This window comes from Streptomyces sp. NPDC033178 (genome assembly GCF_055577685.1).
The window spans coordinates 129,117-152,306 of the sequence record NZ_JBVIPT010000022.1 but is presented as its reverse complement, the minus strand read 5'-3'; the positions used below and the strand labels follow the sequence as shown (position 1 = coordinate 152,306).

Annotated in this window: 20 protein-coding genes; 14 read left to right on the top strand and 6 right to left on the bottom strand. The window is 71.6% G+C overall.

Annotated features, from left to right (window positions below):
- The first annotated feature begins 109 nt into the window (after nucleotides 1-109).
- From lpdA to ACZ5VQ_RS41035, 5 genes are all read left to right on the top strand, one after another.
- The gene (gene lpdA, locus ACZ5VQ_RS41055) at nucleotides 110-1,498 is read left to right on the top strand and encodes a dihydrolipoyl dehydrogenase (RefSeq protein WP_469109455.1); all 1,389 of its coding nucleotides are present in this window, start codon (nucleotides 110-112) and stop codon (nucleotides 1,496-1,498) included.
- A 67-nt stretch (nucleotides 1,499-1,565) separates the two neighbouring features.
- On the top strand, nucleotides 1,566-3,386 hold the full coding sequence (gene sucB, locus ACZ5VQ_RS41050) for a 2-oxoglutarate dehydrogenase, E2 component, dihydrolipoamide succinyltransferase (RefSeq protein ID WP_469109454.1): 1,821 nt from the start codon (nucleotides 1,566-1,568) through the stop codon (nucleotides 3,384-3,386).
- 333 nt (nucleotides 3,387-3,719) lie between these two features.
- Nucleotides 3,720-4,358 carry a GntR family transcriptional regulator gene (locus ACZ5VQ_RS41045; protein ID WP_362080313.1) on the top strand — a complete coding sequence of 213 codons (639 nt, stop codon included), beginning with the start codon at nucleotides 3,720-3,722 and terminating at the stop codon, nucleotides 4,356-4,358.
- Nucleotides 4,359-4,647: 289 nt separating this feature from the next.
- Complete coding sequence (aceE, locus tag ACZ5VQ_RS41040) at nucleotides 4,648-7,353, top strand: pyruvate dehydrogenase (acetyl-transferring), homodimeric type (protein WP_469109453.1); 2,706 nt, start codon at nucleotides 4,648-4,650, stop codon at nucleotides 7,351-7,353.
- Between the two features lie 148 nt (nucleotides 7,354-7,501).
- Entirely contained in the window at nucleotides 7,502-8,500 is a 999-nt protein-coding gene (locus ACZ5VQ_RS41035; RefSeq protein WP_469109452.1) for a helix-turn-helix transcriptional regulator, read from the top strand.
- Between the two features lie 3 nt (nucleotides 8,501-8,503).
- On the opposite strand, the gene ACZ5VQ_RS41030 is transcribed toward ACZ5VQ_RS41035, so the two are convergent.
- Complete coding sequence (locus ACZ5VQ_RS41030; protein ID WP_469109451.1) at nucleotides 8,504-9,475, bottom strand: SDR family oxidoreductase; 972 nt, start codon at nucleotides 9,473-9,475, stop codon at nucleotides 8,504-8,506.
- Between the two features lie 122 nt (nucleotides 9,476-9,597).
- Between ACZ5VQ_RS41030 and ACZ5VQ_RS41025 the strand changes: the two genes are divergently transcribed.
- Nucleotides 9,598-10,116 carry a DUF4240 domain-containing protein gene (locus tag ACZ5VQ_RS41025; RefSeq protein WP_189838530.1) on the top strand — a complete coding sequence of 173 codons (519 nt, stop codon included), beginning with the start codon at nucleotides 9,598-9,600 and terminating at the stop codon, nucleotides 10,114-10,116.
- Nucleotides 10,117-10,234: 118 nt separating this feature from the next.
- Here ACZ5VQ_RS41025 and ACZ5VQ_RS41020 read toward each other — a convergent pair whose 3' ends face one another.
- Nucleotides 10,235-10,498: a hypothetical protein gene (locus tag ACZ5VQ_RS41020; protein WP_469109450.1), complete on the bottom strand. Its 264-nt coding sequence runs from the start codon at nucleotides 10,496-10,498 to the stop codon at nucleotides 10,235-10,237.
- A 152-nt stretch (nucleotides 10,499-10,650) separates the two neighbouring features.
- Nucleotides 10,651-11,403, bottom strand: coding sequence for a peptidoglycan recognition protein family protein (locus ACZ5VQ_RS41015; protein WP_469109481.1), 753 nt, complete (start codon nucleotides 11,401-11,403; stop codon nucleotides 10,651-10,653).
- A gap of 330 nt (nucleotides 11,404-11,733) precedes the next feature.
- Between ACZ5VQ_RS41015 and ACZ5VQ_RS41010 the strand changes: the two genes are divergently transcribed.
- Nucleotides 11,734-12,918, top strand: a complete 1,185-nt coding sequence (locus tag ACZ5VQ_RS41010; RefSeq protein ID WP_469109449.1) for a MarP family serine protease — start codon at nucleotides 11,734-11,736, stop codon at nucleotides 12,916-12,918.
- A 271-nt stretch (nucleotides 12,919-13,189) separates the two neighbouring features.
- Nucleotides 13,190-13,849, top strand: coding sequence for a TetR family transcriptional regulator (locus ACZ5VQ_RS41005; protein ID WP_469109448.1), 660 nt, complete (start codon nucleotides 13,190-13,192; stop codon nucleotides 13,847-13,849).
- 58 nt (nucleotides 13,850-13,907) lie between these two features.
- Here ACZ5VQ_RS41005 and ACZ5VQ_RS41000 read toward each other — a convergent pair whose 3' ends face one another.
- Nucleotides 13,908-14,396, bottom strand: coding sequence for a GNAT family N-acetyltransferase (locus ACZ5VQ_RS41000; protein WP_469109447.1), 489 nt, complete (start codon nucleotides 14,394-14,396; stop codon nucleotides 13,908-13,910).
- Nucleotides 14,397-14,490: 94 nt separating this feature from the next.
- Between ACZ5VQ_RS41000 and ACZ5VQ_RS40995 the strand changes: the two genes are divergently transcribed.
- Entirely contained in the window at nucleotides 14,491-15,387 is an 897-nt protein-coding gene (locus ACZ5VQ_RS40995; RefSeq protein ID WP_362080290.1) for a TIGR01777 family oxidoreductase, read from the top strand.
- A gap of 299 nt (nucleotides 15,388-15,686) precedes the next feature.
- On the top strand, nucleotides 15,687-17,057 hold the full coding sequence (locus ACZ5VQ_RS40990; protein WP_469109446.1) for an NAD(P)/FAD-dependent oxidoreductase: 1,371 nt from the start codon (nucleotides 15,687-15,689) through the stop codon (nucleotides 17,055-17,057).
- Nucleotides 17,058-17,386: 329 nt separating this feature from the next.
- Here the strand turns inward: ACZ5VQ_RS40990 and ACZ5VQ_RS40985 are convergent, their stop codons facing one another.
- Nucleotides 17,387-18,826, bottom strand: a complete 1,440-nt coding sequence (locus ACZ5VQ_RS40985) for a tetratricopeptide repeat protein (protein WP_469109445.1) — start codon at nucleotides 18,824-18,826, stop codon at nucleotides 17,387-17,389.
- 259 nt (nucleotides 18,827-19,085) lie between these two features.
- On the opposite strand from ACZ5VQ_RS40985, the gene lipB reads away from it, so the two are divergent.
- From lipB to ACZ5VQ_RS40965, 4 genes are all read left to right on the top strand, one after another.
- Nucleotides 19,086-19,883 (top strand): lipoyl(octanoyl) transferase LipB, encoded by a 798-nt coding sequence (lipB, locus tag ACZ5VQ_RS40980; RefSeq protein ID WP_469109444.1) that lies wholly within the window; start codon nucleotides 19,086-19,088, stop codon nucleotides 19,881-19,883.
- A gap of 385 nt (nucleotides 19,884-20,268) precedes the next feature.
- Nucleotides 20,269-21,234: a lipoyl synthase gene (lipA, locus tag ACZ5VQ_RS40975; RefSeq protein WP_143631183.1), complete on the top strand. Its 966-nt coding sequence runs from the start codon at nucleotides 20,269-20,271 to the stop codon at nucleotides 21,232-21,234.
- Nucleotides 21,235-21,537: 303 nt separating this feature from the next.
- A complete protein-coding gene (locus tag ACZ5VQ_RS40970; protein WP_469109443.1) occupies nucleotides 21,538-21,738 on the top strand; it encodes an SCO2195 family GlnR-regulated protein in 201 nt (66 codons plus the stop codon).
- Nucleotides 21,739-21,798: 60 nt separating this feature from the next.
- Entirely contained in the window at nucleotides 21,799-22,500 is a 702-nt protein-coding gene (locus tag ACZ5VQ_RS40965; protein WP_359725800.1) for a DUF4191 domain-containing protein, read from the top strand.
- A gap of 136 nt (nucleotides 22,501-22,636) precedes the next feature.
- Here the strand turns inward: ACZ5VQ_RS40965 and ACZ5VQ_RS40960 are convergent, their stop codons facing one another.
- A complete protein-coding gene (locus ACZ5VQ_RS40960) occupies nucleotides 22,637-23,104 on the bottom strand; it encodes an RDD family protein (RefSeq protein ID WP_469109442.1) in 468 nt (155 codons plus the stop codon).
- Nucleotides 23,105-23,190 lie beyond the last annotated feature (86 nt).

Here is a 23,190-nt window from a genome sequence, read left to right as displayed (position 1 = left end):
TCTCGGCAGGACAGGGCCCACCTCAGGGCCGAAGAAAGAGCGGCCGGACACCAGCCGCCGCCCGGTCGACGCAGACCGGCGTACGGCGCACATGCATGGAGGACGTGACGTGGCGAACGACGCCAGCACCGTTTTCGACCTAGTGATCCTCGGCGGTGGTAGCGGCGGCTACGCCGCGGCCCTGCGCGGAGCGCAGCTGGGCCTGGACGTCGCCCTGATCGAGAAGAACAAGCTCGGCGGCACCTGCCTGCACAACGGCTGCATTCCCACCAAGGCCCTGCTGCATGCCGGCGAGATCGCCGACCAGGCACGCGAGGCGGACCAGTACGGTGTCCTGACGACTTTCCAGGGCATCGACATCAACGCCGTCCACAAGTACAAGGACGACGTGATCAGCGGCCTGTACAAGGGCCTGCAGGGCCTGGTGGCCTCGCGCAAGGTGACGTACATCGAGGGTGAGGGCCGTCTGTCGTCCCCCACCTCCGTGGACGTCAACGGACAGCGCGTCCAGGGCCGTCACGTGCTCCTCGCGACCGGCTCCGTGCCGAAGTCGCTGCCGGGCCTGGAGATCGACGGCAACCGCATCGTCTCCTCGGACCACGCGCTGAAGCTGGACCGCGTCCCGCAGTCCGCGATCGTGCTGGGCGGCGGCGTCATCGGCGTCGAGTTCGCCTCGGCATGGAAGTCCTTCGGCACCGACGTCACGGTCATCGAGGGTCTCAAGCACCTCGTGCCGGTGGAGGACGAGAACAGCTCCAAGCTTCTTGAGCGCGCCTTCCGCAAGCGCGGCATCAAGTTCAACCTCGGCACGTTCTTCGAGAAGGCCGAGTACACGCAGGACGGCGTCCGCGTGACCCTCGCCGACGGCAAGACCTTCGAGGCCGAGATCCTCCTGGTCGCCATCGGCCGCGGGCCGGTCTCCGCCGGTCTCGGCTACGAGGAGCAGGGCGTCGCGCTGGACCGCGGCTACGTCCTGGTCGACGAGTACATGCGCACCAACGTCCCGACCATCTCCGCAGTCGGTGACCTGGTCCCGACGCTCCAGCTCGCGCACGTCGGCTTCGCCGAGGGCATCCTGGTGGCGGAGCGTCTGGCCGGCCTGAAGACCGTTCCGATCGACTACGACGGCGTGCCGCGGGTGACGTACTGCCACCCCGAGGTCGCCTCCGTGGGTATCACCGAGGCCAAGGCCAAGGAGATCTACGGTGCGGACAAGGTCGTCGCTCTGAAGTACAACCTCGCGGGCAACGGCAAGAGCAAGATCCTCAAGACCGCGGGCGAGATCAAGCTCGTCCAGGTCAAGGACGGTGCCGTGGTCGGCGTCCACATGGTCGGCGACCGCATGGGCGAGCAGGTGGGCGAGGCCCAGCTGATCTACAACTGGGAGGCGCTGCCGGCCGAGGTCGCGCAGCTCATCCACGCCCACCCGACCCAGAACGAGGCGATGGGCGAGGCCCACCTCGCTCTCGCAGGCAAGCCGCTGCACTCGCACGACTGACCGACCCTCGGTCAACTCACGACGCGACGACACAGACTTCCGCAATTCGTAAGGAGCAACCGAAACCATGGCGGTTTCCGTAACCCTTCCGGCGCTCGGCGAGAGCGTCACCGAGGGCACTGTCACCCGCTGGCTGAAGGCCGAGGGCGAGCGCGTCGAGGCCGACGAGCCGCTGCTCGAGGTGTCCACCGACAAGGTCGACACCGAGATCCCCTCCCCTGCCGCCGGCGTGCTCGCCTCCATCAAGGTCGCCGAGGACGAGACGGTCGAGGTCGGCGCCGAGCTGGCCGTCATCGACGACGGCTCCGGCGCACCCGCCGCCACTCCGGCTCCCGCTGCCGCCGAGGCTCCGGCCCCGGCCGCCGCTCCCGAGCCGGCTCCGCAGGCCACCCCGTCCACCGAGGCCGCCGCTCCGGCGCCGGCCCCGACCGCCGAGGCCGCCTCCGGCGGTGGCAGCGCCGAGGGCACCGACGTGGTCCTTCCCGCGCTGGGCGAGTCGGTCACCGAGGGCACCGTCACCCGGTGGCTCAAGGAGGTCGGCGAGGAGGTCGCGGAGGACGAGCCGCTGCTCGAGGTCTCCACGGACAAGGTCGACACCGAGATCCCCGCGCCGGTCGCCGGCGTACTGCTGGAGATCGTGGTCGCCGAGGACGAGACCGCCGAGGTCGGCGCGAAGCTCGCCGTCATCGGCGCCCCGGGCGCGGCTCCGGCCGCCGCTCCGGCCCCGGCCGCCCCGGCTCCGGCGCCCGCCGCCGCTGCCCCGGCTCCGGCTGCTCCCGCGGCTCCTGCTCCGGCTCCGGCCCCCGCTGCCCCGGCCGCTCCGGCTCCGCAGGCGCCTTCGGCTCCCGCCCCGCAGCAGCAGACGACCCCGGCCCCCGACCCGGCTCCGGCCGCGCCGGTGCCGGCTCCCGCTCCCGTCACCCCGGCCCCGGCTCCCGCCGCGACCTCCGGTGACGACGGCGCGTACGTGACCCCGCTGGTGCGCAAGCTCGCCGCCGAGAACGGCGTCGACCTGGCCACCGTCAAGGGCACCGGCGTCGGCGGCCGTATCCGCAAGCAGGACGTCATCGCCGCCGCCGAGGCCGCGAAGGCCGCCGCGGCCGCTCCGGCTCCGGCCGCCGCCGCTGCCCCGGCCGCCAAGAAGGCGCCGACCCTGGAGGCCTCTCCCCTCCGCGGCCAGACCGTGAAGATGCCCCGCATCCGCAAGGTCATCGGCGACAACATGGTCAAGGCCCTGCACGAGCAGGCCCAGCTGTCCTCGGTCGTCGAGGTCGACGTCACGCGGCTGATGCGGCTGCGCGCGCAGGCCAAGGACTCCTTCGCCGCGCGCGAGGGCGTCAAGCTCTCCCCGATGCCGTTCTACGTCAAGGCGGCGGCCCAGGCGCTGAAGGCCCACCCGGCCGTCAACGCCCGGATCAACGTCGAAGAGGGCACGATCACCTACTTCGACACCGAGAACGTCGGTATCGCGGTGGACTCCGAGAAGGGCCTGATGACCCCGGTCATCAAGCACGCGGGCGACCTCAACATCGCCGGCATCGCGAAGGCCACCGCCGACCTGGCGGGCAAGGTCCGGGCCAACAAGATCACTCCGGACGAGCTGTCCGGCGCGACCTTCACGATCTCGAACACCGGCTCGCGCGGCGCGCTCTTCGACACGATCATCGTGCCGCCGAACCAGGTCGCGATCCTGGGCATCGGCGCCACGGTCAAGCGTCCGGCCGTCATCGAGACGGAGGAGGGCACGGTCATCGGCGTCCGCGACATGACCTACCTGACGCTCTCCTACGACCACCGCCTGGTGGACGGCGCCGACGCCGCCCGCTACCTGACTGCGGTCAAGGCGATCCTGGAGGCGGGCGAGTTCGAGGTCGAACTCGGCCTGTAGGCTCCGCCGCCACATCCGCACGACGAGGTGCCCCCGCCCGGGTTTCCGGGCGGGGGCCCTTTGTGTTCCCCGGTCCCCTAAAGACAAAAGCAGGGGCGCAGCCCCGCTTTCAGGGGCGCGGGGAACTGCGCGACCAGCCACGACGAACCCGCACCCGCCGAACCACCGCCGCACCCACCCCCTCAGGCGCCCACCCCCGGCGGAGCACCACGTGTAAGTCTCATCTCACCTGCACCAAAGCACCCCCGCACACCCTTCCCGGAGGGACCCACGGCTTTATTGTCTAGAAGTCAACGCCTCGGGGCCCGAGCGGCCCCCGCCGAAGGAGCCCCAATGACCGCGCCCGTCGTCCACTCGCTCCGCGAACAGATCCGCGAGCACATCGTGGAGGGGATCGTGAGCGGTCGCTGGAAGCCGGGCGAGCGCATCGTGGAGCGCCGGATCGCCACCGAGCTGGAGGTCAGCCAGACGCCCGTGCGGGAGGCCCTGCGCGAGCTGGAGTCGCTGCGCCTGATCGAGTCGGCCCCCAACAAGGGCGTACGCGTTCGCAATCTCACCGCGGCGGACCTGGAGGAGAGCTACCCCGTGCGGGCCGGTCTGGAGGCCATCGCGGCCGAGCTGGCCGCCGAGCGGCTCGCCGCCGACTGCTCGTCGCTGGAACCGCACGTCACCGCCCTGTACGAGGCCGACCGCAAGGCCGACGGCACCGGCCAGGTCCGCCACACGGTGGCCTTCCACCGCGAGCTGGTGCGCGCCGCGGACAACTCCGTGCTGCTGCACACCTGGGAAGGCCTCGGCATCGAGGTCTTCACGGCCCTGTCGATCCGCTGGCTGGGCACGGTCCAGCAGTCGTACGCGGAGGAGCACGAGGCCCTGGTGGAGGCGTTCCGCCGCCGGGACCCGCTGATCGCGGAGCTGGTGAAGGCGCATGTACTGGGCTGTGCGCCGAGGACGGGCAGCGAGCCTTCCTAGCCACGCCCGCCGCGCGGCGGGCCCGGAACACCGGAGCACAACCCCGCTCAGAAGTACCCTCACCTGCGAAAACAAGGCACGCGGTGCCCTGCACCGAGACACCCCGTGCCTACTTTCTCGTGATCAAGAGGTTTTGCCCTTCAACCCTTTGATCGATCATCGATCAGCGAGTTACAGTCATCGGCGGGCTCCCACCAGAGCCTGCCGCCCTGTCCTGCCAAAGACCAAGGGCACCCCCGAAAACCCCTTACCGACGAGGGAACCCCCTCCGCATCCGGAAGGCGGCGCAATGACCGACCCCACCGCAATCCAGCCGAGCGAGCTCGACCAGCTCCCGGACCGTGACCCGGAGGAGACCGCCGAATGGCAGGCCTCCCTGGACGCCGTCGCCAAGGCGGCCGGGCCGCACCGTGCCGCGTACCTGATGCGGCGCACGCTGGAGCGTGCCGAGGGCAACGGCCTCGCGCTGCCCAAGCTGCTTGAGACCGACTACGTCAACACCATCCCGACCGCCGCCGAGCCCACCGTGGACGGCGACGAGGCGATGGAGCGCAGGATCACCGCGTGGAACCGCTGGAACGCGGCCGCGATGGTGACCCGGGGCGCGAAACACGGCGTCGGCGGCCACATCGCCACCTTCGCCTCCGCGGCCTGGCTCTACGAGACGGGCTTCAACCACTTCTTCAAGGGCAAGGAAGCCGACGGTTCCGGCGACCAGCTCTACATCCAGGGCCACGCCTCCCCCGGCATCTACGCCCGCGCCTTCCTCGACGGCCGCCTCAACGAGACGCACCTCGACAACTTCCGCCAGGAGGCGGGCGGCAACGGCCTCCCGTCGTACCCGCACCCGCGGCGCCTGCCCTGGCTCTGGGAGTTCCCGACGGTGTCGATGGGCCTCGGCCCGCTGTCGGCGATCTACCAGGCGCGCTTCAACCGCTATCTGACCAACCGCGGCATCAAGGACGTCTCGGCGTCCCACGTGTGGGCGTTCCTCGGTGACGGCGAGATGGACGAGCCCGAGTCGACGGCGGCCCTCGCACTCGCCTCCCGCGAGGGTCTGGACAACCTGACCTTCGTCATCAACTGCAACCTCCAGCGCCTCGACGGCCCGGTCCGCGCGAACTTCAAGATCGTGCAGGAGCTGGAGGCCCAGTTCCGCGGCGCCGGCTGGAACGTCATCAAGTCGCTGTGGGGCAACGCCTGGGACGAGCTGTTCCGGCTCGACACCACCGGCGCCCTCGTCCGCCGCCTCCGTGAGGTCCCGGACGCGCAGGTGCAGACGTACCAGACCCGCGACGCCGCCTACATCCGCCAGGACTTCTTCGGCTCCGACCCGGCGCTCGTCGAGCTGGCGAAGCTGCTCAGCGACGACAAGATCCTGGAGTGCTTCCACCTCTCGCGCGGTGGTCACGAGGCGCGCAAGGTGTACGCGGCCTACAAGGCGGCCGTCGAGCACAAGGGCGCTCCGACGGTCATCCTGGCCCAGACGGTCAAGGGCTTCACGCTCGGCGAGGGCTTCGCGTCGAAGAACGCCAACCACCAGATGAAGAAGCTGTCGACGGACGAGTTCAAGCAGATGCGTGACCTGCTCGAACTGCCCGTCAAGGACAGTGACTTCGTCGACGGTGTGGTCCCCTACGGCCACCCGGGCGCCGACTCCCCCGAGGTCCGCTACCTCCAGGAGCGCCGCGCGGCCCTCGGCGGTCCGGCCCCGGCCCGCCGTACGCACGCCCTCGCCCCGCTGCCCGCCCCCGCCGACAAGGCGTTCGCGGCCTTCGACAAGGGCTCCGGCTCGCAGAACGTGGCGACGACCATGGCCTTCGTACGCCTGGTCAAGGACCTGGTCCGCGACAAGACGTCCGGTAAGCGCTGGGTGCCGATCGTCCCCGACGAGGCCCGCACCTTCGGTATGGAGAGCCTCTTCCCGTCCCTCGGCATCTACTCGCCGAAGGGCCAGACGTACGAGCCGGTCGACCGCGACCAGCTGATGTACTACAAGGAGGCCAAGGACGGCCAGATCCTCAACGAGGGGATCACCGAGGCCGGTTCGATGGCCGACTTCATCGCCGCGTCCACCGCGTACTCCACGCACGGCGAGACGATGATCCCGTTCTACATCTTCTACTCGATGTTCGGCTGGCAGCGCACGGCCGACCAGATGTGGCAGCTCGGCGACCAGCTCGGCCGCGGCTTCCTCGTCGGCGCCACCGCGGGCCGTACGACGCTGACGGGCGAGGGCCTGCAGCACGCGGACGGACACTCGCCGGTCATCGCGGCGACCAACCCGGCCGCCCTGTCGTACGACCCGGCGTTCGCGTACGAGGTCGCGACGATCGTCAAGGACGGTCTGCGCCGTATGTACGGCGAGGCGGCGCCCGGCGAGGACCAGAACGTCTTCTACTACCTGACCGTCTACAACGAGCCGATCCCGCAGCCCGCAAAGCCGTCGGGGCTCGGTATCGACGAGGGCATCGTCAAGGGCCTCTACCGCTTCAACACGGCGGAGTCGGCCGACGTCCAGGTCAACGCCGCCAACGCCGCGCGCATCCAGCTGCTCGGTTCCGGTACGGCGATCCACTGGGTCCTGGAGGCGCAGAAGCTGCTCGCCGAGGAGTGGGGCGTGGCCGCGGACGTCTGGTCCGCCACGTCCTGGACGGAGCTGCGGCGGGACGCCCTGGAGGCCGACGCGGCGCTGCTGCGCGGCGAGGACCAGGTGCCGTACGTCCGTCAGGCGCTGCAGGGTGCCGAGGGGCCCGTCCTCGCGGTCTCCGACTACATGCGGCAGGTGCCCGACCAGATCGCGCAGTGGGTCGAGCAGGACTACTCCTCGCTCGGCGCGGACGGGTTCGGCCTCTCCGACACCCGCGAGGCCGCTCGCCGGTACTTCGGTGTCGACGCGCAGTCGATCGTCGTGGCGGCGCTGGCGCAGCTTGCGCGGCGCGGTGAGGTGCCTGCTTCTGCGGTGAAGGAAGCGCGGGAGCGGTACGGGTTGTAGTTCGGCTGCAGGGGCGCGGGGCTGGTTGCGCAGTTCCCCGCGCCCCTGAAAAGCGGGGCTGCGCCCCTGGCTTTCGTCTTTTGGGGCGCGGGGAACTGCGCAACCAGCCCCCACCGACCCGCACCCGACCACCCGGCATCATGAAGACATGCGTGCTGCCCGGCTGATCAAGATGGTGTTGCTGCTTCAGTCCCGGCCGTCGATGACGGCCGCCGAGCTCGCTCGGGAGCTGGAGGTGTCGGAGCGGACGATCACCCGGGACGCGCAGGCCCTGTCGGAGGCGGGCGTCCCGGTCTACGCGGACCGCGGCCGGGCCGGCGGGTACCGGCTGATCGGCGGGTACCGGACCCGACTCACCGGGCTGGCCAGGAGCGAGGCCGAGGCCCTGTTCCTCTCGGGCGTGCCCGGCGCGCTCCGGGAGATGGGCCTGGAGGACGCCGCCTCCGCCGCCCGGCTGAAGGTGTCCGCGGCCCTCCTCCCCTCCCTCAAGGACGCCTCCCGCACCGCGTCCCAGCGATTCCACCTGGACGCCCCCGCCTGGTTCGCCGAGCCCAAGACACCCGAACTGTTGCCCGAGGTCGCCGAGGCGGTGTGGGACGACCGTCGGATCATCGCGCGCTACCGGCGCCAGGAGAGCGACGTGGAGCGCGAGTTGGAGCCGTACGGGCTGATCCTCAAGGCGGGCGTCTGGTACGTCTGCGCCCGCGTCCCCGATCCCGGGTCCTTCCGCGTCTACCGCATCGACCGGTTCACGTCGGTCGAGCCGGGCGACGAGCGCTTCAGCCGCGACGAGGGATTCGACCTGCCGGGTTTCTGGGCGGAGCGGGCGGCCCAGTTCGCGCGCTCGCTCCTGCGGGCGACGGTCGTGGTGCGGCTCACCGAGGCGGGCGCGCGACGGCTGAAGCACACCGTCGATCCGCTCTCCGCGCAGGAGGCCCTGGCCGTGGCCGACCCGCCCGACGAAGCGGGCCGGGTGACGGTCACGTTGCCGGTCGAGTCGCACAATGTCGCGTACACCCAGCTCCTCTCCCTCGGCCCCGAGGTGGAGGTCCTGGAGCCGTCCGAACTCCGTGAACGCTTCGCCGAGGCGGCGGCCAGGACGGCGGCGTACTACGGCGCGCGGGACCGAGGAGCGGGTGAGCGCTGACGGCTACCGGTAGCCCGTGACATCCGCCGGCTTGCCCTGCGACTCCACCTCGATCATGTAGCGCCACGCGTCGGGCGCCGAGCCGTCGACGTCCGTGAAGCCGTACTCCTGGGCGAGGCCGCCGCTGGAGAGCGACTGTCCGTTCCAGCGGGCCGCGTCGGGGTCGGCGGCGAGTGCGACCAGGGCCCGCCCCACATAGGTGGGCGTCTCGGAGATCGCGAAGTGCGGGACGTACGCGCAGGCGTCGCGCCAGTTCTCCTCGGTGACCTTGAAGGCGGTGTCGAGCATCGCCTCCGAGCGCAGCCAGCCCGGGGTGAGGCAGACCGCCGTACAACCGTGCTCCTTGAGCTCCTCCCCTAGGTCGTGGGCCATGCGGATGGGGGTGGTCTTGGCGAGGTCGTAGAAGAACGGTTTGCGGTAGCGGCGGTTGTACTCCTCCGTGCCGTCGGTGACCTCGACGAGCAGCCCGCCGGGGTTGCGGACGAGGAGCGGCAGGGCGGTGTGGCTGGTGATGATGTGCGACTCGATGCCGAGGCGCATGATCCGCAGCCCCTTGTCGAGATCCATGTCCCACATGTCGGGCTGTTTCTCCGCCGACCAGTCGAGGAGGACGTCGCCGCCCCACATGTCGTTGACGAGGATGTCCAGGCGGCCCTGTTCGCGGTCGATGCGGTCGACGAGGGCCCGGACCTGTTCGGGTTCCAGGTGGTCCGTCGGTACGGCGATGCCCCGTCCGGTGGCGCCCGCGGCCGCGTCGACCAGTTCGGCCGTCTCCTCGATGGTCTCGGTGGTCCGGCCGACCTCGCTGACGTGCTCGCGGGTCGTGCGTCCCGTCACGTACACCGTGGCTCCGGCGCGGCCCAGTTCCACCGCCATGGCCCGGCCGGCGCCGCGTGTGGCGCCCCCGACCAGGGCGACCTTTCCCCTGAGTTGTGGGGCGGACTCCCGCGCTGTGTTCTGTGCTGTCGTCTCCATGGTCCGAGCATCGCGCCGAATGCGGACATCCGCTGTCGGACTTTCCGTGGGCATGTGCGCGCATAACGATCTGCCTGTCCCCGGGTGCGCGGGCCGGGTCGAGGCCCGATGCTTGTCCCGTGATGGACGAGACGGAGTTCTGGGAGCTGGTGGACGCGACCCGCGAGGCCGCGGAGGGCGACCCCGAGGAGCAGGCCGACCTGCTCGTGGAGCGGCTCGTCCAGTTGGACCCCGAGATGGTCCTGGACTTCGCCCGTCACTTCGAGGCCCGTTACAACCGTGCGTACATGTGGGACCTGTGGGGCGCGGCCTGGATCCTGCTCGACGGGGCCAGCGACGACGCCTTCGACTTCTTCCGCTGCTGGCTGATCGGCCAGGGCCGGGAGGTGTACGAGGCCGCCGTCCACGATCCCGACAAGCTCGCCGAGCTCCTCACGGACTTCGACGACGAGGTCGACGGGGACGGTGAGGAGCTGGGCTACGCGGCGGACGAGGCGTACGAGCAGCTCACCGGCACGGTCGCCCCGGACCTCGGCATTCCGGCCGCGCCGCCCGAGCCACTGGGCACCGCGCTGGACCTGGAGAACCAGGCCCAGTTGGCGGAGCGTTTCCCCCAGCTGTGGGACCGGTTCGCGGACTGACGGGCGGTCCCCACCAGCGGACCGACGGGCGGTCCCGCCAGCCGACTGACGGGCGATCCCAGCACGGGACCGACGGACGGTCCCGCCGGGAGAACCCGCTTCACCGGGAGAACCCAACTCACCAAGAGGAGCCGCGCGGCCCGGCCGTCCGGATCTGGTGCGCGGGGGCGACCACGGTGGCGGGCCAGGCGGCGGCCGCGGGCGAGCCGTCCTTCCGTGCGCTCAGCGGCGGCGCCGCGTTCGCCCGGTCCAGTGCGGACGCGGTGACGGCGGACGGCCCCACCACGACGGCGGCCACCACGCAGGCCACGGTCCACGGGCTGCGTACGGCCCGTGCCCACAGCGAAGTCCCCCGGGTCTGCTGCTCCTTGCGACTGCTCATGATCCCCACCTCCGGTCAGTGCGTGCCTCGACGCTAGAAGGCCTGGCTCGGGGTGATCCGTGAGCCGGCTGTGGCGTACCTGTGAGGCGCTACAGGGAGTCGCGGGGAATCGCGAGGAGTCGCGGGACGGGCGGAAGCCCGGAGCGACAGGCCTAACGCCTGCCCTGGAGGTGGGCCGCCTGCTCTCTGATCTCGGGCAGCCTGGCCATCAGGGCGGCGCCCGGGCAGGCGGTCCAGTAGCCGTCGGTGTGGCCGGAGACGGCGGTGAACGTCCCGCGGGTGCCGGCCGGGTACTTGCTCAGGCTGTTGGTGGAGACGAGCCGCACGTGGGCGCGCGGGTCGATGCCCACGAGGCCGAGTTTCCAGGCGGCGACGGCCGCTATGGCGTCGGTCATCGCCTGGGGGACCGGCACGCCCGCGGTGAAGGTCCCTATCGCGGCGATGCCCGTCGTGCCCACGTTGAAGCCCTGCGTGTGCGCGCCGACGACGGCTCGGCCGATGCCGCCCGCCCGGCCCTCGTAGATGGTGCCGCAGCGGTCGACGAGGAAGTTGTAGCCGATGTCGTCCCAGTGCCGGACCCCGGCCTGTCCCGCGTACAGGTATCGGATGATCTTGGGTGCGTCGGCGCAGTCGTAGCCGTTCGGCGAGTCGGTGTGGTGCACGAACACGGCGGTCACACGGCCGGCGTACCGGGTCGGCGGCCTGGTGTAGGCGGCGTCGGCCAGCCAGCGTTCCCGCGGCACGATGGGGGGCCGGGCGGCCTGGTGCCCCACGGCGGCCCGCGCCGCGACGGGACGCTTTGCCTCACCGGGCGTGCGGTCGATGCCCACGGCACACAGCACGAGACCGGTGACGGCGGCCAGGCCCGGGACACACGCGAGGGCGACGCGCGCGGGGCGGGGTATACGGGCCAGGGCCGACGGACGCGGCCCGGTGTCGCCGTCGGCCTCGGGCCCGGCCCGCCGGAGGGCTTTTCGCCACCGGGCGCGACCCCCCCGCAACGCGCCACGGGCGCGGTGTGGCGGAGGGGTTCGTCGGGCGCACATGGGATCCACTCTCCGGGACGGTCGGACCGTCCGCGATGTGTGCTGTGCCACCCGGTGGAACCAACGTCCCGGTCCGAGACGTTTCTACAGGTCCACGCACGCGTGCCGGATGGCCGGTTTCCACGCGTGCGTACCTGATCACTGGGCCCTCCCGGCACGTACTAGGAGACCCAAGAGAAAGGGAGCTCCGTGGACCTGCTCGACATCCTGCTGTTGCTGGTGATCCTCGGCTATGCGGCGTCCGGCTACCGGCGCGGGCTCGTCGCGGGCTGTGTGTCCCTGGCCGGCTTCGTGGGCGGTGCCGTGATCGGCGTATGGGTGCTGCCCTGGATGATGGACCTGGTGGAGGCGGGGACCACGGCGGCGACGGTCACCGCGGTGCTCACGGTGCTGCTGCCGGCCGCCGCGGGCCACGAGCTGGCAGGCCGGCTGGCCCTGAAGCTCCGGCGCGAACTGGACAGCGGCCCCTTGCGCACGGTCGACGGAGTGGGCGGCGCCGCCGCCAACGGGGTCGCGGTGCTGCTGGTGGCATGGGTCGCCGCGAGCGTCCTCGGCGCGTCGGCCTCACCCGTGGTCACCTCGTCGATCCGCGACTCCGCGCTGCTCGGCGCGGTGCAGGACGCGATGCCGGAGACCACCCCGACCTGGTTCTCCCGGGCCACCTCGGCGCTCACCGAGGCGGGCTTCCCGCAGGTCTTCAACCCCTTCGAGAACGAGCCGGCGGCCAGCGTCGCCAAGCCCTCGGGAGACAGCGTCACCGCGGCCGCCACGCGGGCCGCACAGCGCTCCACCGTGAAGGTCGAGGGCGCGGTGGGCACCCAGGGCCGTGAGGGCAGCGGGTTCGTGTACGCGCGGGAGCGCGTGATGACCAACGCGCACGTGGTGGCGGGCATCGACGACCCGACCGTACGCGTGGGCGGCACGGGCAAGGCGTACGAGGCGAAGGTCGTCCTCTTCGACCCGCAGAAGGACGTGGCCGTGCTCGACGTCCCGGGCCTGGAGGCGCCCGTCCTGGCCTTCGACACCGGCGCGACCCGCGGCGACGCGGCCGTGGTCGCGGGCTACCCGCAGGACGGCGGCCTCGACCTCCAGGCGGCCACCGTCGCCAACAAGATCAACGCCAGGGGCCAGAACATCTACGGCTCCGATCAGGTCACCCGCGAGATCTACTCGATCCGCTCCACGGTCCGTCCCGGCAACTCCGGCGGCCCTCTGCTGACCACGACCGGCAAGGTCTACGGCGTCGTCTTCGCCCGCTCCACGAGCGACGACGAGACGGGTTACGTGCTGACCGCCGACGAGGTCGCGGGCGACGCCCAGCGCGCGGCGAAGGCGGAGGCCGCGGTGGACACGGGCGACCTCGTCACCTCCTGAGCCCCTTGCCGCCCGACGCGGACCGGGGCGCCCGACGCGGACCGGGGCCGACCGGGGCGGACCGGAGCGGACCGGGGCGGCTCAACGCGGCCCAGGGGTGGCCCCGAGGTGGCCAGGGGTGGCCAGGGGCGGCTTGACGCGGCATCGGGCAGCCGGCGCGGCGTCGAGCGACCGCGCGGCGTCGGGCGCAGGTGGACGACCAGCCAGTTGGCACGTTTTGCCACCCAGGCGAAACATGCCCCCACCGTCCTCCGGGCGTACGCTTCCCCGCGTGAGCACCAAGTCGTCCGCAGCGACCAGCACCCCGTCGCTGACCGAGCGCCGCAAGGCGGCAACCCAGTTCGACATCGCCCGCGCCGCCGCCGAGCTCTTCACCGAGCGCGGCCCCGACGGCACCACGGCCGAGGAGATCGCCGTACGCGCCGGTGTGGCGCTGCGGACCTTCTACCGCTACTTCCGCAACAAACAGGACGCCGTCGGCCCCCTCCTCGCGATCGGCGGCGACCACTGGCGCGAGCGGCTGGCGGCGGCCGAGCCGGGCACCGCACTCCCCCGGGCGCTGGAAACGGCCGTCACCGCGTCGCTGACCGTCCCCCACGAGGCCAAGGCGGAGGGGCTGCGCTGGACGCGGGGCCTGTTGCGGGCGTCCGCCGAGGACCCGGCGCTGCGCGCGGTCTGGTACCGCGTGAACCAGGAGTCCGAGGACAAGCTCATCCCCCTGGTGGCCCGACTGGCGGGCGACGACGCCGACCCCCTGGAGATCCGCCTCGCCGCCGCGGCCGCCACGGACGCGATCCGGGTCGCCCTGGAGACCTGGGCCGAGTCGGACGCGGACGTCGAGGGCCCGGGCTCACCCGCGGAGCTCGCGGTGCGCTGCCTGCGGGAACTGACGGGCGGGATGCGGTTGTTGGAGGAGCCGCGGAGGAGCTGATCCGCGGACGGGCCGGGCCGAGGATCACAGGATCACTCGGACCGCGGTCCGTTCGGGCTCAGAGGCTACGCCCCATGAGCACGTCGTCCACGTACTCCCCGTCGAGGTAGAACTCCCCGGGCTGGATCCCCTCGACGACGAAGCCCTCCGACTCGTACAGCTTGCGGGCCGGGGTGTTGTGGCCGAGGACGCGCAGGGTGATCCGCAGGGCGCCCTGGCGGCGGGCCTCGGTGACGACCGCGCGGATCAGGGCCCGGCCCACGCCGTGACCGCGTGCCTCTTCGGCGACGGCGAGACCCTGGATCTGCCGTACGTGCGCGTTCGAGACGAGCGGGGTCGGGAAGCCGAGCCGTACATATCCGATGACACGCCCCGCCAGCTCCGCCACCAGGTGGTCGCGGGGGCCGAAGCGCTCGTTGAAGAACGGATCGTACGGCGGCTGCTCCTGGGGTCTGACAGCGTGCAGATAGGACCAGACCGCGCGGTCGAGACGGCCCAGCGCCTCTTCGTCGTCGGGCCGGGCGGTGCGTATGGACGGCTCGGGCATGACGACACTTTACGACCGGCGCCCGCGACGCCGTCCGATATGCCGGACACCCTCGGCGCACTGCTCCCGGGGTGGTTGGCGGAGGATGGGAACCATGGAGACTTCCCGAATCGCCGTGGCCGGCGCGTCCGGCCTCATCGGCAGCGCCCTGGTGCGCTCGCTGACCGCCGACGGGCACGAGGTGGTGCGGCTGGTGCGCCGTACGCCCCGGGCGAAGGACGAGGTCGAGTGGGACCCCGAACGCCAGTACGTCGACGCGGCGGGGCTCGTCGGCTGCGACGCGGTGGTGAACCTCGCGGGCGCCGGCATCGGCGACCACCGCTGGACCGACGCGTACAAGCGGAAGATCCGGGACAGCCGGCTGCTCGGCACGGCCGCGCTGGCGGAGGCCGTAGCCTCCCTCGACCGGCCGCCACAGGTCTTCCTGAACGGCAGCGCGATGGGCATCTACGGAGACACCGGCGAGCGGGCCGTGGACGAGAGCGCGCCTCCCGCGATCGGGTTCCTGCCCTCGCTGTGCGTCGAGTGGGAGGAGGCGGCGGCCCCCGCGGAGGAGGCGGGCGTACGGACCGTCTTCGCCCGCACCGGCCTGGTGGTGGCGGCGAAGGGCGGCGCCTGGGGGCGGCTCTTCCCGCTCTTCAGGGCGGGGCTCGGCGGGCGGATGGGCAACGGGCGGCAGTACTGGAGCTACATCGCGCTGCACGACCACGTGGCCGCGCTGCGATTTCTGATCGACTCCGAGTCGCTGTCCGGCCCCTTCAACCTGACGGCGCCGGAGCCGCTCACCAACCGGGAGATCACGGCCGCGATGGGGCGCGCGCTGCACCGGCCCGCGCTCTTCGCGGTGCCCGCGCCTGTACTGAAGCTTGTGCTCGGGGAGATGGCGCAGGAGGTTCTGGGGAGCCAACGGGTGCTTCCCACCCGGCTGTTGGAGTCGGGGTTCACCTTTGCGTTTCCCGGGATCGAGGAGGCGATCCGGGCGGTCCGCTAGCGCCGGCGCTCCGCTGGGCTGCGGTGGATATGTGCGGGCCGGCTGTGGCTGAGCGCGCCCACGCGGCGGAGCCGCATATCGATACAGCCCCGCGCCCCTTACGGGGCACGGGGCACGGGGCACGGGCATAGTCCCCGGCCAGCAGGACCGACCCATGCGACCTGCGTGCGACCGTGCCCTGTTCATGCGCGACTTCCACCGACCGTCGGCGGCCCTACTCTCGTGCCGAACTCGGGTATTCCTGGAGCCCGTTGGGGGCATCACGTCCCCAGCAGCCACGCGACCTCGGGGAGGGGCACGTGCTTGAGCCCGCGTATCAGGCGGACGTCGTCATCGTGGGAGCCGGAGTCGCCGGACTCGCGGCCGCCCATCGGCTGAACAGCGCAGGTGTAACGACCGTGGTCCTGGAGGCCGCCCCTTACGTGGGTGGCCGCATGACGACCGAGAAGGTCGACGGCTTCCGTCTCGACCGCATCGGCCAGCTCCTCTCCACGTCCTATCCCGAGCTACGGCTGACCCCAGGTCTCGACAGGCTCGCGCTGCGGCCGTTCGCCCCCGGCGTGCTCGTCCATGCCGAAGGCCGCGTCCACCGGGCCGGCGAACCCGCAGGCGCCGGGGGCGCACGGGGCGCACTCGACGCGGCGCGCGCCCTGGTGAGCCCCCCTCGCAGGGCCAGGCAGATACCGGCGGCCGCCGTGCCGCCCGTCTCGCGGGCCTTCCCGCCGCTCGGGGGCGCCCTCGACCAGGCCCGGCTCGCCGCGGCCCTCGGACGGATCGCGACCGTGCCCGTGGAACGGCTGTTGGCCCGGCCCGAGCGGCCCGCGGGTCGCGCGCTCGCGGCCCGCGGCATGCCGGCCCGTACCGTCGAGGGTTTTCTGCGCCCGCTGCTGGCCGCGCTGCTCTGCGATCCGGATCTGACGACGTCCAGCCGGTGCGCGGACCTCGCGCTGCGCGCCTTCGCCTCCGGCCGCCTGTGCGTCCCGGAGGGCGGCGCCGACACTCTGCCGGAACTGCTGGCGTCGGCCCTGCCGCCCGGAACGGTCCGCACCGGGGTGCGGGTCACCTCCGTGTCCACGACCTCCGTGACGACGGCGGACCACGGCGAACTCCGTTGCCGGGCCATCCTGGTGGCGACCGACGCCCACGCCGCCGCCGAGCTGCTGCCGGGTCTGCGGGTGCCGCCGTTCCACCAGGTCACCGTGGTGCACCACACGGCCGACGAGGCACCCCTGACGGAGCCCGCGCTCCTCCTGGACGCGGACCGCCGGGGCCCGGTCGCCCACACCGCGGTCATCAGCCAGGTCGACCCGACCCGCGCCCCCGTGGGCCGCGCCCTGATCTCGTCCACGATCCTCGGCGCACCGCCCGCGGACACGGACCGGGCCGTACGCGCCCACCTGGCCGCCCTCTACGGCGCCGCCACGCACCGCTGGGAGCTGCTCGCGGTCCACCACACCTCCGACGCGGTTCCCGCGATGGCACCCCCGCACGACCTACGGCGCCCGGTGCGCCTCCTCGCCGGCCTGTACGTCTGCGGCGACCACCGCGACACCAGCACGGTCCAGGGCGCCCTGCACTCGGGCCACCGAGCCGCGAGGGCCCTCCTCACGGACCTCGGCGTCAACTCGGCCCCCACGGCGACCCCGTTAACGGCCTCGACCGCCGCGTAGGCGTACGAGAGCCAAGGGGTGGAGGTCCCGCCGCGGGGCAGGACCTCCTCCCCATCCACGTCCCCCGCGCCCCTGTAAGGGGCGCGGGGCTGTATCAAGGTGCGGCTCCGCAGGCCCCGTCAGGAGCGCGGGACTGTACCGATATGCGGCTCCGCAGCGCCCCGTCAGGAGCGCGGGACTGTACCGATATGCGGCTCCGCAGCGCCCCGTCAGGAGCGCAGGGCTGCACCGATATCCGGCTGCGCAGCGCCGCGTAAGGGGCGCGGGGAACTGCGCGACCGGCCCCCCACCGGCCCGCAGCCACAAGACGACCCCTCCGGTGGTGCCGGTCAGCCGAGCGCAGCGACCTTGTCGCGGTACCCCCTGACCGGCGGCGCGTCCTTGTACGGCTCCAGCCGCCGCTCGAAGTCCCGCACGTACTCCAACGCCCGCACCGACCGCATCTCCGAGGCCTGCGTCGCCGCCTCGGCACCCAACTGGCAGGCCTGATCGAGCTCGCCGAGCCCGAGCCGCGCCGAGGCCAGGACGACCCGGCAGAAGAGCCTGCTGCGCGCATACCCGGGCGCCCGCAACTGCAGGGACCGCTCGGCATGCTGCGCGGCCGCCCTGTACTGCTGGAGATCACGGTGGCAGTGCCCGAACTCGTCCGCGAGCTGCGCCTCGTCGAAGAACCGCGCCCAGTACGGCACTTCGTCACCCGGCCGGGCGGTCTCCAGAGCCCGCTCGGCCCGTACCAGCGAGGCCGTGGCCGCCCGCACCTCGCCGAGCACACCGTGCCCCCGCGCCTCGACCGCGTACAGCAGCGCCTGGACGACGGGCGGGGCCGACGAGCCCACGCCCTGCTGGGCGACCCGGGCCAGCTGAACCGCCTCCCGGCCGTGTCCCAGATAGACGGCTTGTCGACTCATCGTCACGAGCACGTACGAGCCGTACGCCCGGTCCCCCGCCGCCTGCGACAGCCGCAGCGCCTGCACGAAGTACCGCTGGGCGAGTCCGTGCGCGGCGATGTCGTACGAGGTCCAGCCCGCCAGCCGGGTCAGATCGGACGCGGCGGCGAACAGGCGGCGCCCCGTCTGTTCCCCGTAGGTGCCGCGCAGCATCGGCTCCAGCTCGTGCTCCAGGTACCGCACGAGGGCCTGCCGGGCGTGCCCTCCGCCGTACGCGTTGTCGAGCGTGCGGAACAGTTCCCCGACCGAGCGCAGCGCCGCGATGTCACCCGCGGTCACCCGCTGCCCAGGGCCGCGCTCGGTCTGCGCGCGCTGCCGGGGCACGGCGGGGCGGCCCTGTACGGGGATCCGTACGGCACCGGGGTCGCCGCGGCCCACCCGGTCGTCGGCCCGCCCGATCAGCCAGTCCCGGCTGGGCACGACGAGCCCCGCCGGGGTGAACGCGATCTTGCGGAGCTCCGCGTGGCTCCCGGAGTCCTTGCGCCACAGTCCGCCGACGATGTCGACGGCCTCCTCGGGCGTGGCCGCGAATTCGAGCCCGGCGTACACCGGGGCGCACGCGTCGAGTCCGAGGTCCTGGGCGGTGAGACGGCGGCCGAGGCGGCGGGTGAAGACCTCGGCGATCAGCGCGGGTGTGGTGCCTCTTGGCTGCTGGCCGCGCAGCCACCGGGTCACGGATGTCTTGTCGTATCTGAGATCGAGCCCGTGTTCGAGGCCGAGCTGGTCCACTCGGCGGGCTAGCCCCGCGTTGGAGAACCCCGCTTCTGCGATTAGTGCGGCGAGCTGACGGTTGGGGGTGCGCTGCGCGGGTCGTTCCGTCATCTGCGGTGCGAACTCCTGCCTTCCGGGCTGGGGGCCTGCGGGAACAGGCCCGGGCGAGGTCGGCCGCCATGCCTTGAGCAGCCCTTGAAAGCCTCGTGAACGGCGCGAATGTAGCGGTCCGTAAGCACCCGATCGCACACTTCGACGCGCATTCATCCGATCGTGTGAGGATTGCCCCCAGGGCTGACGAGGTTCGACCGGACGTACAGTGGCGTGAGGCTGTTATGAGCCTTACGACTCTTTCAGGGAGGCGCTTGCCGTGAGTGAGCTGCGGTTCGTCCGCATGGGTTTCGGTGCGGACGCCGTCGAGTACCAGGAGGCCTGGGACGAGCAGCGCCGTGTGCACACGGCGCGCTTCCAGGACGAGATCCCCGACACCTGTCTGCTCCTGGAGCATCCGCCGGTCTACACGGCCGGCCGGCGCACGGCGGACAGTGAGCGGCCCCTCGACGGCACACCCGTCGTCGACGTGGACCGTGGCGGCAAGATCACCTGGCACGGGCCTGGGCAGCTGGTCGGCTACCCGATCCAGAAGCTCCCCCGGCCGGTCGACGTCGTCGCCCACCTCCGCCGCCTTGAGGACGCGATGATCCGGGTCTGTGCGGAGTTCGGTGTCGGGACGAGCCGGGTCGAGGGGCGGGCCGGCGTCTGGGTCCTCGGTGACCCGGTGGCCGAGCGGCCCTCCCTCGGCGGGCTCTCCCTGGACTTCGATCCCCGGCTCGCGGACGAGGAGTTCGACCCCCGGCTCAACGGGCCCGAGTACGCGCCGTCCAACGCGGGGCAGCGGCGCGAGGACCGGAAGATCTGCGCCATGGGCATCCGCGTCGCCAAGGGCGTCACGATGCATGGCTTCGCGCTGAACGTGAACCCCGACACGTCCAGCTTCGACAAGATCATCCCCTGCGGTATCCGTGACGCGGGGGTCACGTCACTCGCCCACGAGCTCGGCCGCGACCTCACCATCGCGGACGTCCTGCCGGTGGCCGAGCGACACCTGCGGGATGTCCTCGGGAACGCGGAGTTGAGGCCGCGGGAAGTAGAACGGGCGGTGGTGTAGGGGCTTTTTTTCGCCCCCGCCGCCCCTACCCATTCCCGTCCCTTACTCGGGGGCTCCGCCCCCGAACCCCCGCTCCTCAAACGCCGGAGGGGCTAAAGATTCGGACGCTGGAGGGGCTGAAGACTCGGACGCCGGAGGGGCCCAAGACTTCGCAGCCCGGGCCGACACCTTCAGCCCGTCCGGCGTTTGAGGACGAGGCCGTTCAGGCCGATCAGCGGGGGTCTGGGGGCGGCAGCCCCCAGGGACGGGACGGGTAGGGGCGGCGGGGGCGAGGAAAAACCCCGGGAATGCACCCCCGTTCCCGAAGGTTGCCCACCCCGGGGGCCGAGAAGCGAACGGGCGTACCCTGGTGTACGCCGAAGAATCGAAGCTACAGGGAGCCGATGTGTCCGCAGTCGCACCCGACGGACGCAAGATGCTGCGCCTGGAGGTCCGGAACGCCCAGACCCCCATCGAGCGCAAGCCCGAGTGGATCAAGACCCGGGCGAAAATGGGCCCCGAGTACACGAAGATGCAGAACCTCGTGAAGAGCGAGGGCCTGCACACGGTCTGCCAGGAGGCGGGCTGCCCCAACATCTACGAATGCTGGGAAGACCGCGAGGCCACGTTCCTCATCGGCGGCGACCAGTGCACGAGGCGCTGCGACTTCTGCCAGATCGACACGGGCAAGCCCGAGGCACTGGACCGCGACGAGCCCCGCCGCGTGGGCGAGTCCGTGGTCACCATGGACCTCAACTACGCGACCATCACGGGCGTCGCCCGCGACGACCTGGAGGACGGCGGCGCCTGGCTGTACGCGGAGACCGTGCGCCAGATCCACGCGCAGACGGCGAACCGCGAGAGCGGCCCCACCAAGGTCGAGCTCCTCGCCCCCGACTTCAACGCGGTCCCCGAGCAGCTGGCCGAGGTCTTCTCCTCCCGGCCCGAGGTCTTCGCGCACAACGTCGAGACGGTCCCGCGCATCTTCAAGCGCATCCGCCCGGGCTTCCGCTACGAGCGCTCGCTGAAGGTCATCACCGATGCCCGCGACTACGGTCTGGTCACGAAGTCGAACCTGATCCTCGGCATGGGCGAGACCCGTGAAGAGGTCAGCGAGGCCCTGCGCCAGCTCCACGAGGCCGGCTGCGAGCTCGTCACTATCACGCAGTACCTGCGGCCCTCCGTGCGCCACCACCCGGTGGAGCGCTGGGTGAAGCCGCACGAGTTTGTCGAGCTGAAGGAGGAGGCCGACCAGATCGGCTTCTCCGGAGTCATGTCGGGCCCGCTGGTCCGCTCCTCGTACCGCGCGGGCCGCCTGTACCAGATGGCGATCGAGAAGCGGGGCTCGTACGTCGCCTCGCAGGCCGTCTGAGACGAGGCCCAGAGGGGGTCGCGCGACACGTTGCGCGACCTGCGGAATGGCACGCAGTGCCACGCAAGCGTGTGAATCCGAGCACAAGCAACTACCCACCGGTAGTGGCCGATACGACGCGGTCCTGACCGTCCCCGCAGATGGGGACCCCATCAGGGCCGCGTCAGTGTTTTCGGCCCGCGCATCAAGGCTTCACTGGCGTTTGACCGGTCGGTCACGCCCTGGTAACACCATTCAGTGACCCTGGTCTTACGCCACGTAGAGCCCTAGCCAGAGCCGCCATCCCGAGGGGGGACCTCCACCATGCAGACCGCGCCCGTACGCGCCACACCGATTCCGTCGTTCGGCGATGCACTCCGTGCCGTCGAGTCGCTGCTCCTGAGCAGCGGCCAGCGCACCGCCCGCCGCAACGCCTGGACCTCCGTCCTGGAGGACCGCCGCCGCGCCAAGGACCGTGTCGAGGCCCAGCGCGTCCTGGATCAGAGCTTCGTCGCCCGCCCCTGATCCGGGCCCGACCCGGCACCGCCGTCGTCGGCGCTTCCCACGCCACGTAGACTTCACGGCATGGCGAGGAAGGAATCCGCAGCGGACGCTGCGAACCCCGGGCGACTCAAGCAGATCGCCCTGACTTACAAGATGACCCGCAAGGCCGACAAGATGATCGGTCTTGTACTCGCAGCTGTCGGAATCGGCACCCTCGGTGTCTTCCTCGCGATCGGCTTCTTGATCGGTCACCCGATCTATCTCGGCATTCTCGGCCTCCTGCTCGCCTTCCTCGCGTCGGCGATCGTCTTCGGACGCCGGGCCGAGCGTGCGGCGTTCGGGCAGATGGAGGGCCAGCCGGGTGCGGCCGCCGCGGTGCTCGACAACGTCGGGCGCGGCTGGACGACGACCCCGGCGGTGGCGATGAACCGCAGCCAGGACGTGGTCCACCGGGCCGTCGGCAAGGCCGGCATCGTCCTGGTCGCCGAGGGCAACCCGAACCGGGTGAAGAGCCTGCTGGCCGCCGAGAAGAAGAAGATGGCCCGCATCGTCTCGGACGTGCCGGTGCACGACATCCTCGTCGGCACGGGCGAGGGCCAGGTCGAGCTCAAGAAGCTCCGCACGACGATGCTGAAGCTGCCCCGCGTGCTGTCCGGCCCCCAGGTCACCGCCACCAACGACCGGTTGCGCGCGCTTGGTGACCTTATGTCCAATATGCCCCTCCCCAAGGGCCCGATGCCCAAGGGCATGCGCATGCCGCGCGGCGGCCCGAAGATGCGGTAGCGCTGTCGCTGGACTCGACTGAAACGGGGCGCCCCGGAACCTGAGGTTCCGGGGCGCCCCGTAAACAATTGGGCAGGGCCCACACGCGGGGGCCCGGAACCGATCGGTTCCGGGCCCCCGCGTCGCATGAGTCCGCTCAGATCCTGACCTCGACCGTGCGGGCCAGGCGGTCGTGCAGGCCCCTGCCGTCGCGGTCCCAGATCAGGGCCGGGAGGGCGACGCACAGGAGGGCCGTGCGCAGGAGGGCGCGGAGCGGGTTGACCGTGCCGGTGTCCAGGGCGAGGACGCGGAGGCCGAACAGGCGCTTGCCCGGGGTGAAGCCGATCGTGCCGACGGTCAGGACGCTCAGGACGAAGAAGACTGCCAGCGCCCAGTTGCCGGTCGCCTGGCCGTAGCCGTCGGTGATCAGGCCGTATGCGATCAAGAGGCACAGGCCCCAGTCGACGGCGAGGGCGCCCAGGCGCCTCCCCGGGCGGGCGATCGAGCCGGGGCCCGACTCGGGCAGACCCAGCTGCTCGCCGCGGTATCCGAAGTCGGCACCGGCTTCCTCCGCGGCCGCGCGGGGTCCGGAGAGCCACGATCCGATTGCTTGCCTGTTGTCCACCCGTCCACGGTACTGCGCCCCTTTTGGCATGCGTACAGGTGGGGTGTTCCGGGCCCGGTCCGGTTAACTTGGGCGAAACAAATGGG

What these genes read in the sequence shown, in the direction of transcription:
- sucB (WP_469109454.1), top strand. Translation starts at nt 1,566, where the DNA reads ATGGCGGTTTCCGTAACCCTTCCGGCGCTCGGCGAGAGCGTCACCGAG.
- ACZ5VQ_RS41045 (WP_362080313.1), top strand. Translation starts at nt 3,720, where the DNA reads ATGACCGCGCCCGTCGTCCACTCGCTCCGCGAACAGATCCGCGAGCAC.
- aceE (WP_469109453.1), top strand. Translation starts at nt 4,648, where the DNA reads ATGACCGACCCCACCGCAATCCAGCCGAGCGAGCTCGACCAGCTCCCG.
- ACZ5VQ_RS41035 (WP_469109452.1), top strand. Translation starts at nt 7,502, where the DNA reads ATGCGTGCTGCCCGGCTGATCAAGATGGTGTTGCTGCTTCAGTCCCGG.
- ACZ5VQ_RS41030 (WP_469109451.1), bottom strand. Translation starts at nt 9,475, where the DNA reads ATGGAGACGACAGCACAGAACACAGCGCGGGAGTCCGCCCCACAACTC.
- ACZ5VQ_RS41025 (WP_189838530.1), top strand. Translation starts at nt 9,598, where the DNA reads ATGGACGAGACGGAGTTCTGGGAGCTGGTGGACGCGACCCGCGAGGCC.
- ACZ5VQ_RS41020 (WP_469109450.1), bottom strand. Translation starts at nt 10,498, where the DNA reads ATGAGCAGTCGCAAGGAGCAGCAGACCCGGGGGACTTCGCTGTGGGCA.
- ACZ5VQ_RS41000 (WP_469109447.1), bottom strand. Translation starts at nt 14,396, where the DNA reads ATGCCCGAGCCGTCCATACGCACCGCCCGGCCCGACGACGAAGAGGCG.
- ACZ5VQ_RS40995 (WP_362080290.1), top strand. Translation starts at nt 14,491, where the DNA reads ATGGAGACTTCCCGAATCGCCGTGGCCGGCGCGTCCGGCCTCATCGGC.
- ACZ5VQ_RS40985 (WP_469109445.1), bottom strand. Translation starts at nt 18,826, where the DNA reads ATGACGGAACGACCCGCGCAGCGCACCCCCAACCGTCAGCTCGCCGCA.
- ACZ5VQ_RS40970 (WP_469109443.1), top strand. Translation starts at nt 21,538, where the DNA reads ATGCAGACCGCGCCCGTACGCGCCACACCGATTCCGTCGTTCGGCGAT.
- ACZ5VQ_RS40965 (WP_359725800.1), top strand. Translation starts at nt 21,799, where the DNA reads ATGGCGAGGAAGGAATCCGCAGCGGACGCTGCGAACCCCGGGCGACTC.